The following is an 11,962-nucleotide window of genomic DNA, read 5'->3' as shown; positions in this document are numbered from 1 at the left end:
ATGCCATTCCCCTTCCGCCGCACCACCACCCCGCCGCCGCCCGGCGAACTCGTCTCCGTACGACAGGAGTTCGCACAGCTGGGCCCGGACGCGATCGAGGTGCACGCCCGCACGCTCGCGGTCGGGGACCTGCTGGCCACCACCCTGGTGGTCACCGGCTATCCGGCCGAGGTGCTGCCCGGCTGGCTCGACCCGCTGCTCACCTACCCCGGCCGCCTGGATGTCGCCCTGCACATCGAGCCGGTCCCCTCCGCCCGGGCCGCCGTCCAGCTGAAGAAGCAGCGGGCCCGCCTGGAGTCCTCCCGCCGCCACACCCTGGATCACGGTCGCCTCGACGACCCGGACACCGAGGCCGCCGCCCAGGACGCCGCCCAGGACGCCGCCCACCTCGCCTACCGGATCGCCCGCGGCGAGGGGAAACTCTTCCGCCTCGGCCTGTACATGACCGTCTACGGCACCAGCGAGGGCCAGCTGGCCGACGAGGCCGCGCAAGTCCGGGCGATCGCCGAGTCGTTGCTCGTTTCCACCGCTCCGGCCACCTACCGGGCGCTGCCGGGCTGGCTGGCCACGCTGCCGCTCGGCCTGGACACCCTGAAGGTGCGGCGCACCTTCGACACCGAAGCGCTGGCGGCCTGTTTCCCGTTCGCCTCCGCCGACCTGCCCTGCGAGTCGGCGATGGCGCCCGGCGGCGTCCTGTACGGGATCAACACCACGTCCGGGTCGCTGGTGATGTGGGACCGCTTCGCGCAGGACAACTACAACTCCATCACCCTGGCCCGCTCCGGCGCCGGCAAGTCGTACCTGACCAAACTGGAGCTGCTGCGGCTGCTGTTCACCGGCGTCGAGGCGATGGTCGTCGACCCGGAGGACGAATACCTGCGCCTCGCCGAATCGGTCGGCGGCACCGTCATCCGCCTCGGCGACCCGACCGTCCGCCTCAACCCCTTCGACCTCCCCACCACCGCCACCGCCTCCGCGGAGGGCGACGACCTACTGACCCGGCGGGTGCTGTTCCTGCACACCTTCCTCAGCGTGCTGCTCGGCGGCGACCTGGCCGCCGGCGAACGCGCCGTCCTGGACCGGGCCGTCCTGGCCACCTACCAGCAGGCCGGCATCACCAGCGATCCGCACACCTGGACCCGGCCCGCCCCGCTGCTCGCCGACCTCGCCGCCCAACTGACCGCCCTTTCCGAGCCGGCCGCCGCCGACCTCGCGATGCGCCTGGCCCCGTACGTGACCGGCTCGCACCGCCAGCTGTTCTGCGGCGCCACCACCACCCGCCCCACCGGACACCTCGTCGTCTTCGCCCTGCGTGACATTCCCGAAGAGCTGAAGGCGGCGGGCATGCTGCTCGCCCTGGACGTGATCTGGCGCCAGGTCGCCCACACCCGCACCCTGCGCCGCCGCCTCGTCGTGGTCGACGAGGCGTGGACGCTGATGCGCGAGGGTTCAGGGGCCCGCTTCCTGTTCCGGATGGCCAAGGCCGCCCGCAAACACTGGACCGGCCTGGCGCTGGTCACCCAGGACGCCGACGACGTCCTCGCCTGTGACCTCGGACGCGCCATCGTCTCCAACGCCGCCACCCAACTCCTCATGCGCCAGGCCCCGCAGGCGATCGGCCAGATCGCAGGAGCCTTCCACCTCTCCCAGGGCGAACGCCACCACCTTCTCGCCGCCCCGCGCGGCTGCGCCCTGCTGCTGGCCGGCCGCACCAAGGTCTCCTTCAGCCCCCTGGCCTCCGAGCACGAACACACCCTCATCACCACCGACCCGGCAGAACTCCAGACCGGCGAGGACACCACACCCGTCGACAGCGACAGCGGGGATCCGTACGGGCTGCCCGACCTGAGCGGACTCACGCTGTGAACCCAACCACCACCGACAGCACGGGCGGACTGCTCCGCACATTCCTCACCGACCCCGCCGCCCTCTGGACCCCAGCCCTCCACGCGGGGACCGCCTTCCTCACCACCGCCTGGCCCTGGCTCGCCCCGACAGCCGTCTTCGGGGCGGGCGGGGTGCTGGGCCTGCGCCGGATCGTGCACCGGCGCCGCCAACGCGCCCTCGCCCAGATCGCACACCTGGTGACGATCCTCGCCCCGCCCACCGTCCCCGAGCGCGGCGGCCAGGTGCTGTGGGCGCAGCTGTCCGGGCTGCTACGCCCCTGGTACCAGCGCCTGCTGCACGGCCAGCCGCACCTCGCCTTCGAATACGCCTGGACCAGCGACGGCCTGACCGTACGGGTGTGGCTGCCCGGCAGCCTGCCCACCACCCTGGTGCGCCGCGCGGTGGAAGCCGCCTGGCCCGGCGCCCACACCACCCTCATCGACGACACCCAACCACCCCTCCCCGACGGCGACTTGTGCACGGCGGGGGTGCTGCGGCTGGCCCGCCCCGAGGTCCTGCCCCTGCGCACCGACCACAAGAGCGACCCGCTGCGCGCCCTGCTCCAGGCCGCCACCGGCCTGAGCGAAAACGAGACGGCGCTCGTCCAGGTCCTGGCCCGCCCCGCCACCGGCGCCCGCTTACGCCGCGCCCGCCGCGCGGCCCGCCGCCTCAAGGCCGGACACACCCCCTCACGACTGCCCGCCCTGCTCCGACTGTTCACCCACGCCCCGCAGCCCACCACCGCCGCCAAACCGGACCCCGCGCACGGCGTCGAGGTCCGCGACACCGTCTCCAAACTCACCGGCCCCCAATGGGAAGTCACCCTGCGCTACGCCTGCACCCTCCCGGCGAAAACCACCAACCCCGAGCCGCGACTACGCGGCCGCGCGCACGCGCTCGCCTCCGCCTTCGCCCTCTACAGCGCCCGCAACTGGCTCAACCGCCACCGCCTGCACCACCCCCACCCCACCCTGGCCGCCCGCACCTTCCCCCACCGCGCGGACCTGCTGTCCGTGCCCGAACTCGCCGCCCTCGCCCACCTGCCCACCGACCCGGACGCCCCCGGCCTGGCCCGCGCCGGAGCCCGCTCCATCGCCCCACCCCCGGCCATCCCCCAACCTGGACCCGGCATCAAACCGCTGGGCGCCTCAGATACCGGCACCCGCCGCGGCGTCGGCCTCGCCGTCACCGACGCACGCCAGCACCTGCACCTCATGGGCGCCACCGGCTCCGGCAAGTCCACCCTCATCACCCACCTCGTCCTCGACGACGTCCACGCCGGGCGCGGCGCGATCGTCATCGACCCCAAGGGCGACCTCGTCACCGACCTCCTGCACCGCCTGCCCGCCGCCTGCGCCGACAAATTGGTCGTCATCGACCCCGACGACCCCCACACCCCGCCCTGCCTCAACGTCCTGGACGGCGCCGACATCGACGTCGTCGTCGACAACATCACCGGCATCTTCCGCCGCATCTTCACCGCGTTCTGGGGACCCCGCACCGACGACGTCATGCGCGCCGCCTGCCTCACCCTGCTCCGCCACGCCCAACTCACCCACCGCCTCGTCACCCTCGCCGACGTCCCCCGCCTCCTCGGCGAGCCCGCCTACCGGCTCCGCATGATCCCCACCATCAAGGACCCCGTCCTCAAAGGGTTCTGGACCTGGTACGAGTCCCTGTCCGAACCCTCCCGCGCCGCCGTCATCGGCCCCGTCATGAACAAACTCCGCGCCTTCCTGCTGCGCCCCTTCGCCCGCGCCGCCATCGCCTCCGGAGAATCCACCTTCCACCTCCCCGACATCCTCGACGGCGGCATCCTCCTCGCCCGCCTCCCCAAAGGAGCCCTCGGCGAGGAAACCTCCCGCCTGCTCGGCTCCTTCATCGTCGCCAAGACCTGGCAGGCCGCCTCCGCCCGCGCCCGCCAAGCCGAGCACACCCGCATCGACGCCGGACTGTACGTCGACGAGGCCCACAACTTCCTCAACCTCCCCTACCCCCTCGAAGACATGCTCGCCGAGGCCCGCGGCTACCGCCTCGCCATGACCCTCGCCCACCAAAACCTCGCCCAGCTCCCCCGCGATCTGCGCGAAGGCATCTCCGCCAACGCCCGCAACAAAGTCTTCTTCAACGCCTCCCCCGAAGACGCCGGCCTCCTCGAACGCCACACCCTCCCCACGTTGGCGGCCCACGACCTCGCCCACCTCGGCCCCTACCAAGCCGCCGCCCACCTCCTGTCCCACGGCGCCGAAACAGCCGCCTTCACCCTCACCACCCGCCCCCTCCCCGCCCCGGCCGACGGCCGCTCCGACACCCTGCGCGCCGCCGCCTCCGCCCGCGTCGGCGCCACCCCCTCCCACTCCACCCACCTCCCCCTCTAACCACCCACCCCGGCCGAGGAGTTCACCGCCATGCCCGCATCCACCCCCAACCCCGGCTACGTCCCCCGCGCCGTCATACGCCGCAGACGACCCACCCCACCCGCACGCGCCCGCACCGACCTCGCCCACCTCGCCACCCGCCTCACCGCCCGCGACCTGTGGCTCATCGAAATGCTCCACGAACACAAGGTCCTCACCACCCACCACATCCACGCCCTCGCCTTCACCAGCTCCCGCACCACCAACCGCCGCCTGCGCGAGCTCTACCACCTGAACGTCGTCGACTCCTTCCGCCCCCTGCGCACCCACGGCTCCGCCCCCGAGCACTACACCCTCGGCAAAGCCGGAGCCGAACTCCTCGCCGCCCGCGCCGGCGTCGACCTCCCCGCCACCGGCTGGCGCAAAGACCACACCGCCCGCATCGCCTTCTCCCCCACCCTCGAACACACCCTCGGCGTCAACACCCTCCTCACCCAACTGGCCACCACAGAAGGCTTCTTGCAGCTCTGGCTGTCCGAACGTTCCGCCACCCGCCTGTGGGGCGACTGGATCCACCCCGACGCCTACGCCCACCACACCAACAACACCGGAGCCACCGGCCCCGGGTGGCTGTTGCCGTTCTTCCTCGAATACGACACCGGCAGCTACAACCTCGCCCGCGTCGAAGCCAAACTCCCCGGCTACGCCGCCCTCGCCGCCACCACCGGCACCCGCACACCCCTCCTCATCCACACCTCCACCACCCGCCGCGAAACCGCCCTCCGCCAACGACTCGCCGACACCACCGACCGCCTCGAACTGCCCCTCGCCACCACCAACACCGGACTCTTCACCCCCACCGCCCCCGCCTGGCTCCCCCTCACCACCACAACCGCACCCACCGACCGCCTCACACTCCCCCAACTCGCCACCCACTGGCCCGACCTGAGCCCCGCAGGCACCCCCGAAACCACCCTCCCGGCCCCCGGCCGCCACACCACCCTGCCCTGGCGCCCCACACCACCCCGCCCACCCACCGACACACCATGACCAGCGGCACCGGCAAAGCCGCCGCCGGAATCAGCTGCGCCCTCCTCACCCTGACCCTGCTCGCCGCCCTCACCGCCGCCGCAGCCCTCACCTCGATGCTGCCCGGCAACGGTGCATCGGCCTCCCCGAGCAAACAGGCCCTCGCCGACATCCCACCCGCCTACCTCGCCCTCTACCAGCGCGCGGCACCGGAATGCCCCGGCCTGTCCTGGACGATCCTCGCGGCCATCGGCAAGGTCGAAACCAACCACGGCCGCCACCCCACCATGCGCTCCTCCGCAGGAGCCCAGGGCCCAATGCAGTTCATGCCGACCACGTTTCCGGCCTACGCGTACCCGGTCCCACCCGGCGGGAAGAAGCCACCAACACCGTGGGACCCGGTCGACGCCGTCTACGCCGCCGCCCGCCTCCTGTGCGCCAACGGCGCGAAGAACGGCAAAAACCTCCGCCGCGCGATCTGGCACTACAACCACGCCGACTGGTACGTCGACAAAGTCCTCAAGACCGCCGCACAATACGCAGCCGCCACCCCCGCCCCCAACAGCTCTGCCGCCAAGGCCGTCACCTACGCCCGCGCCCAACTCGGCCAGCCCTACGTCTGGGGCGGCGACGGCCCCGCCGAAGGCGGCTTCGACTGCTCCGGCCTCACCCAAGCCGCCTACCGCGCCGCCGGCATCCAACTCCCCCGCGTCGCCCAGGCCCAGCACACCGCAGGCCCACCCCTGCCCAACCCACCCCCACTCGCCCCCGGCGACCTCCTCTTCTACGGCCCCCACCGCAACAACATCACCCACGTCGCCATCTACACCGGCAACAACCGCGCCATCGACGCCCCACACCCCGGCGCCGTCGTCCGCGAAACCAGCGCCAACACCAACTCCCCCACCTTCCAGGGCGCCACCCGCCCCTCCGCCACCAACACCGGTACGGGAGGCGGCCGGTGAACCCACCCGACCAACACGAGGCCATCCGCCTGCTGCGCACCATGACCCGAACGCTGTGCGCGGTCGGAGCCCTCGCGCTGGTCTTCACCACCGTCAACGTCACCCTCTTCGCCCGCTCCCGAGGCGTCCCGCTCCCGATCGCGATCCTCCTCGACCCCATGCTCGGCGCCGCACTCGCCGTCGTCCTGTACGCCGACGCCCGCCTCGCCGCCTGGGGCATCCGCCCACCCGGATGGTCAACAGCCCTGCGCTGGTCGGCAGGATCGGCCGCGGCACTGATGAACAGCTGGGAATCCCTCTGGCCCGACGGACAGATCGGCTGGCCCCGTCGGGCAGATCCGGCAGCAGTGCTTCTGCACCTCACCCCGGCGTTGCTCCTGATCCTCCTCACCGAAACGATCGCGGCCTACCGCCGCATCATCGCCAACCTGCCCACCCCGACCGACACCACAGCGGCCCCGCGTCCCGAACCGAACACGCCCCCGCCATCCTCGATAGCCGAAGCGGCGCTCCCCCGCGCTCTCTCGCCACACACCAATACCGGAGCAACCGCCGTTACGGACAACAGCACCGTCGACACGCCCGTGCCACCGCCTCCAGTACCGCCGGCCCACCCCAGCTCGGACGGCACGACAGACGCCGATCTGTGGGCCCGCGCCGCAGCGTTGGACACCACCGCCCGCACCACAACCGGACGGCCGGCAAGCGTGTGGAGACTGCGCACCGAACTGCACATCGGCCCAGACCGGGCCCGACAGATCCACGCCCACCTCGCGACCCGCCAACCAGAGACGCCACCACCGCCCGCATGACCATCACCAACCCGGTTCACGCATCGATCGGATCTCCCGCTCGAGGCCGCTCGGTCCCCAGCGCGAGCCAGGCCTGCGCCATCGCAACCGACCAGATGCCACATATGGACAATCTGTGCACCATCGGCCCGCAGGCACGATCCGCTTGAGACTCCCTGCCGCCACACGCACGCCTGCCGGACTTACCGGGCAGCGCCGCCCTCCGCCGAGCTCACAATGCCCGGGAGAGCACGACCGCTGCCGCCAACAGGCCCAGCCCACCCAGCAGGCAGTCGACCGCCACCCGGAGCAGCAGGAACTTCCGTCGGGCGAGTGCGGCCATGTAGCGCAGGTGCTCCACGCGATAGCCCATCGCCAGACAGTCGTTGAGCTCCTCGCGGGTCAGCCGGGACCAACTCGGCCAGCCCGGCCCACCGAGATCCGGCCGCACCGCAAGCAGGAGCAGCACCGTCGAGGCCAATAGCGCTGCGCCGCCGACGGCCCCGATCACGACGGCCGGCGCCGGCAGATGCAGGTCCTTGACCGTCGAGACCAGCGCAACAAGGACAGCTCCGGACAGGGCCAGCAGCAAGCTCGCCTTGCCCTCGGCGCGGGCCAGATCGCTCTGCAGGGACGTGAGCGTCGCCGCTATACGATCCTGCGTCCTGTCGTGTGATGGAGCAGGTGCGGTGGTTGCCATCAGCGCGTCGTCTCCCGCTACTTCGGACGATTCCCCTGTGCCTCATGGGCCGTATGCGCCGGAGGATACGCCGGAGCCGACAACAAGGGGCCACGCAGGGTCAGTTCGGCCACTGCAACCCATGGCGCTTGCGCCCCACACCACCGCTCTCGCAGCCGGCACCGATCCAGATCCAGCCAGCAACCGGGCCGATCAGCTACGTCGCTCGACTCCCGGCACGAGCAGAGTCTCAATGGCGAAGTCAACTGCCGTGGAGGCGGATCGGCGGCTCCGGGGTGAAGAGTCGGTTGTCGCGCAGCAGGGCCCACAGCACGTCGGTGCGTCGTCTGGCGAGAGCCATGACGGCCTGGACGTGGTTGCGGCCCTCGGCTCGCTTCTTTCGGTAGTACTGCTGGTTCGGGCCTGCTCGCACCATGCTGGTCTGCGCGGAGAGGTAGAAGACTCTGCGCAGACGGCGGCTGTAACGCACCGGCCGGTGCAGATTTCCCGTGCGCTGACCCGAGTCGCGCGGCACCGGTACCAGGCCGGCCGCGGACGCGAGGTGGCCCGCGTCCGGGTAGGCGGTGAGATCCCCGGTCGCGGCGATCAGCTCGGCCCCCAGCAACGGGCCCATCCCCGGCATGGATTCGATCACCTTGGCCTGCGGATGCCGATGGAAGACCTCCCGGATCTGCGCATTGAGCTGTTTCAGCCGCTCGTCCAGCTGCAGGATCTGGGTGGCGATGTCGGCCACGATCTGAGCGGCGACCTCCTGCTCTGTGAGCATGATGTGCTGGCGGCCCGCTGCGTCCAGGGCCTGCTCCGCGACGGCCTGCGCGCCCCGTACCTTCCGCCGGGCCAGCCATGCGGCCAGCCGCCGGGCGCCGCAGCGGCGCAGGGCCTGCGGGGTCTGATAGCCGGTGAGGAGCACCAGGGCGCCCCGGCGGTTGGCGTAGTCGAACGCCGCCTCCAGCACGGGGAAGTATCCGGACAGCACGCAGCGCATGCGGTTGAGCATGCGCACCCGGTCGGCGATGAGATCGCCGCGATGCGCGGTCAGCAGCGAGAGGCAGCTGACCAGTTGTTCCGGGACGGCTATGGTGCCCAGGTCCCGGCGCAGCCGTGCCGTCTCCGCGATCACGAACGCGTCGCGGGCATCGGTCTTGGCCTCCCCGCGGTAGGTCGCGGCCATGTGGTGGACGGTGCGGCCGGCGACGTAGCTGGCCCGCTGCCCGCGAACGGCCAGCAACGCCAGCAGCAGTGCCGCCATTGTGTTCCGCATGTCCACGGCCCAGCGGACCTCGTCCGCGAGGCCGAGGGCCCGGTCGATGGCATCCAGCAGGGCGCCCTCGTCGTTGCGGACCTGCCGGGACCAGGCGAGGGTGCCCTCGCCGGTGACGGCGGCCATCCAGTGGTGCTTCTTCCCGATGTCGATGCCGACCCAGATCACGTCGTGCCGTTGCGTCATGCCCGACTCCTCTTTGCGCCAGGACTCGTGCCGCTGTTCGGGAATCCCGTCGTCAGCTCCATAGACAGCGACCGGAACGCACATCTCAATCAGCAGACCAGGACCCCCACCGAGGCCGGGCGGCCACTCTGCACGAGCCACGCACGACACGCGTCCATGAGCCACACCCGGCCTCGTTGACCAGCACAGAGTCTTTCCCGACTGTGCTTGACAGCCAACACCCTATGGAGCGTCCATGGTCGAACCGGCCCGCTGCCGAGCGGTTCACGATCGGTGAACCCTCCGGCATCGGACCGGCTCCGATCGGGATCTCCGCGCAGCGCACGCGCCCCATCGGACACCGCGATGCCACACGCACCGCACCCCGGCCGGGGACCTCACCCAACCAATATCGAATTGCCGGAAGTTGAGGGCCCCACCATGTCCGACACCCAAACCCAAACCACCGCCTCGGTGCACGTACTGCACCCGACCCCGACACCCGCACCCCAACCGCTGCCCGCGCTGACCGGCGCACCCGCCGCCGTCCACGCCGAACTCGCCACCCGCCCCCACGGAGCCACCACCGCCGAACTCTCCCTCGCCGCCGGACTCGGCCGCTCCACCACCGGCAAAGCCCTGACCCTCCTGGAAGAAGCCGGACTGGCGGCCCGCAAGCGGGGCGGCCACTCCGGCACCGGCCGCACACCCGACCGCTGGCACTCCACCCCCGCAGCGCCCGACGAATCAGCGGCCGAGGATCCCGCACCCCAGGACCAGAGCCCCGGACTGGACCCCGTACCGGCCGAGGGCCCCACTCACCCGGCCAACACCCAGGGTGCCGTGGCGCTTTCGAGCTCGGAAGCGGAGCTCGACACCCACGAGAACAGGCCGGTGAACGGCGACTCCCACGAAGGCAGCGCACCACAACCCGGCAAGGAGACCTCTGCCACGGAAACGCCGGGGCGGACGGTGCCCGATCACGCCCCGGCCCCGCCCGCCGCAGCGGACGGCAAGCGACGGCTGGCGCCCGGCGGACTGCGCCAGATGGTGATCGAGCACCTGCGGACCCACCCGGAAGAGGCGTTCACCGCCACCCGGATCAGCCGCATCATCGAGAAGTCCTCGGGCGCCATCGCCAACGCCCTGGTCACACTGACCAAGCAGCACATCGCTGAACAGATCAGCGACAGGCCGCGCACCTACCGCCTCGCCCGACCGTCCACATCAGCCACCGACTCCGGCGCGTAACAGTCCACACGGCACACGGCGGGGAGGGGCCCCAAGGTCTCACCCCGCCGTCAACTCCGTTCACAGTGCCTCAGATTGAGCGGGTCGGGACGCGAATGCGGGCTTCGGCAGCGCCTGCAACCGAGGTGAGGTGGCGTCCGGGTGGCCTGCCGACCCGGCCTGAGCCTGGACTCGCTCAGCGTGGTGCGATGTGCATGGTGAAGCGGACTTTGGTGGAGCCGAGGGTTTCGGTCACCTTCCAACAGCCGGGCCCGGGGAAGCTGATGACCGTCGGCCACCACTGCCGATCACCGTTGGTGGTGGCAAATCCACCAGTACTACCGCGCGCGGAGCCGGGTTGGTCCAGTCGTGCGACATCGACGTGCGGGGCGCCTTTCTGGGCAGTCACGTGCCCCTGGGCGTCCAGCGTTATCGAAGGGTATTTCGTGCGGTACCTCTCGTCGCGTTCATCCGCATGATTCAGAAGGTCGGGTTTGGCCACCCACAGGTCGTCAGCGCCGTACCATCTGCGCTTCTTGTCGAAGTCATGCACGGCGGTCGGCACAGAGCCGGAAGAGACTGGCGCCGTGTCAGTGCAGGTTGCATGCGGACTGCTAGGAGCGTCCGGCCGGCTAGCCGAGGAGGATGGAGAATCCGGCTGGGATGACGTGGACGTCGAGCAGCCGACGGCCAGCAACACCAACGGGCCCACCCAGGATGCTGCTCCTCGTGCCATCCGTCTTCGCATAGTTCTCAGTCTTCCACGGCGGTCAGCTCCATTGGCTGCGTCTTCAACCTGCGATCGAGGCGGTGCAGTGTTGGGCGAGGACGGCCCGAACCAGGCTGCTGATGCGGGTCGTGGGACTGCGGATCTTGCGCAGAAGCCGCCAGGTCTTCAGGGTGGCCATGGCCTGCTCGACGGAGCCCGGATCTTCGCGTGGGACCGGTTCACCGGTTGTTGGCCTGCGGAGAGCGTCTCCTATCGGCCCCAGTGTGGGACACGGACCGTGCCGTCGGCGCCGCGATAGCCCTTGTCCGCCCAGCAGGCGATCTGCGCTTGGTTGAGGGCGTCGATGATGCCGTGCTGCCGAGCCGCCCGAACCTCGTGGACCGAGCCGGGCAATGCGGGCGATGCCCACAGCAGTCGGCCGAACGGGTCCGCGAGGACCTTCACGTTCATCCCGTGCCGGCGGTGCTTGCCGGAGTAGAACGGCCGGCCGGCAGCCACCCGGTCGATGGGTAGGAGCGTCCCATCCAACAGGACGTACGCCTTGGCAGATGCCGCTCGGACGGCCTCGGTCAGGGTCGGCGCGAGCGTCGCGAGCAGGTTGACTGCTTCGGTCACGTATCGGTAGACCGCGCTCGACCCGACCTGGAAACCTGCCGCGAGTTGGGCGTAGGTCGTCCCGTTCCGCAGATGCGCCAGCGCGAGCAGGGCCTGCCTGTTGGCACTCAGTCGACGCCGGCGGCTCCCGATCTGGCGACGGTGCTCGCGCAACTTGGCGGCGAGGAACCGCAGGGAACAGCTGGAGACATCCAGCCCGCACGGGTAGACAAGCACAGGAAGTCTCTGGTGG

9 protein-coding genes and 1 pseudogene are annotated in these 11,962 nt (G+C 70.8%); 6 read left to right on the top strand and 4 right to left on the bottom strand.

Translation table 11 applies throughout. From position 1 onward, the window contains the following. Genes OHA73_RS37025 through OHA73_RS37005 form a run of 5 tightly spaced genes read left to right on the top strand, consistent with a single transcriptional unit; the run spans window position 1 to window position 7,050 of the window. The gene (locus tag OHA73_RS37025; protein WP_327657282.1) at window positions 1–1,866 is read left to right on the top strand and encodes a VirB4 family type IV secretion system protein; all 1,866 of its coding nucleotides are present in this window, start codon (window positions 1–3) and stop codon (window positions 1,864–1,866) included. Further along, window positions 1,863–4,265: a type IV secretory system conjugative DNA transfer family protein gene (locus tag OHA73_RS37020; protein WP_327657281.1), complete on the top strand. Its 2,403-nt coding sequence runs from the start codon at window positions 1,863–1,865 to the stop codon at window positions 4,263–4,265. Before OHA73_RS37025 ends, OHA73_RS37020 begins: the two co-directional genes overlap by 4 nt. A 30-nt stretch (window positions 4,266–4,295) precedes the next feature. Then, window positions 4,296–5,294 (top strand): replication-relaxation family protein, encoded by a 999-nt coding sequence (locus OHA73_RS37015; protein WP_327657280.1) that lies wholly within the window; start codon window positions 4,296–4,298, stop codon window positions 5,292–5,294. Beyond that, window positions 5,291–6,238 (top strand): C40 family peptidase, encoded by a 948-nt coding sequence (locus OHA73_RS37010; RefSeq protein WP_266722615.1) that lies wholly within the window; start codon window positions 5,291–5,293, stop codon window positions 6,236–6,238. Before OHA73_RS37015 ends, OHA73_RS37010 begins: the two co-directional genes overlap by 4 nt. Then, window positions 6,235–7,050 carry an extensin gene (locus tag OHA73_RS37005; protein WP_266722613.1) on the top strand — a complete coding sequence of 272 codons (816 nt, stop codon included), beginning with the start codon at window positions 6,235–6,237 and terminating at the stop codon, window positions 7,048–7,050. The genes OHA73_RS37010 and OHA73_RS37005 overlap by 4 nt, the downstream gene beginning before the upstream one ends. Before the next feature lie 211 nt (window positions 7,051–7,261). Here OHA73_RS37005 and OHA73_RS37000 read toward each other — a convergent pair whose 3' ends face one another. Both OHA73_RS37000 and OHA73_RS36995 read right to left on the bottom strand, forming a co-directional pair. Further along, window positions 7,262–7,729: a Pycsar system effector family protein gene (locus OHA73_RS37000; RefSeq protein WP_266722611.1), complete on the bottom strand. Its 468-nt coding sequence runs from the start codon at window positions 7,727–7,729 to the stop codon at window positions 7,262–7,264. Between the two features lie 241 nt (window positions 7,730–7,970). Beyond that, window positions 7,971–9,176, bottom strand: coding sequence for an IS110 family transposase (locus tag OHA73_RS36995; RefSeq protein ID WP_266722609.1), 1,206 nt, complete (start codon window positions 9,174–9,176; stop codon window positions 7,971–7,973). A gap of 420 nt (window positions 9,177–9,596) precedes the next feature. Here OHA73_RS36995 and OHA73_RS36990 point away from each other — a divergent pair, with 420 nt between their 5' ends. Continuing rightward, window positions 9,597–10,406, top strand: a complete 810-nt coding sequence (locus OHA73_RS36990) for a hypothetical protein (RefSeq protein ID WP_266722607.1) — start codon at window positions 9,597–9,599, stop codon at window positions 10,404–10,406. A 175-nt stretch (window positions 10,407–10,581) separates the two neighbouring features. Here OHA73_RS36990 and OHA73_RS36985 read toward each other — a convergent pair whose 3' ends face one another. Both OHA73_RS36985 and OHA73_RS36980 read right to left on the bottom strand, forming a co-directional pair. Then, complete coding sequence (locus OHA73_RS36985; RefSeq protein ID WP_266722605.1) at window positions 10,582–10,950, bottom strand: hypothetical protein; 369 nt, start codon at window positions 10,948–10,950, stop codon at window positions 10,582–10,584. 226 nt (window positions 10,951–11,176) lie between these two features. Next, window positions 11,177–11,946, bottom strand: a pseudogene (locus OHA73_RS36980) (transposase family protein). Between the last annotated feature and the right edge of the window lie 16 nt (window positions 11,947–11,962).

It is taken from the genome of Streptomyces sp. NBC_00483 (genome assembly GCF_036013745.1).
Classification (GTDB): Bacteria; Actinomycetota; Actinomycetes; order Streptomycetales; family Streptomycetaceae; genus Streptomyces.
The sequence above is the reverse complement of the archived record's forward strand: the minus strand, read 5'-3'. Positions and strand labels throughout refer to the sequence as shown.

Bases quoted from the DNA above. Each gene is read 5' to 3' on its own strand.
- OHA73_RS37025 (WP_327657282.1), top strand. From the start codon at position 1: ATGCCATTCCCCTTCCGCCGCACCACCACCCCGCCGCCGCCCGGCGAA.
- OHA73_RS37015 (WP_327657280.1), top strand. From the start codon at position 4,296: ATGCCCGCATCCACCCCCAACCCCGGCTACGTCCCCCGCGCCGTCATA.
- OHA73_RS37010 (WP_266722615.1), top strand. From the start codon at position 5,291: ATGACCAGCGGCACCGGCAAAGCCGCCGCCGGAATCAGCTGCGCCCTC.
- OHA73_RS37000 (WP_266722611.1), bottom strand. From the start codon at position 7,729: ATGGCAACCACCGCACCTGCTCCATCACACGACAGGACGCAGGATCGT.
- OHA73_RS36995 (WP_266722609.1), bottom strand. From the start codon at position 9,176: ATGACGCAACGGCACGACGTGATCTGGGTCGGCATCGACATCGGGAAG.
- OHA73_RS36990 (WP_266722607.1), top strand. From the start codon at position 9,597: ATGTCCGACACCCAAACCCAAACCACCGCCTCGGTGCACGTACTGCAC.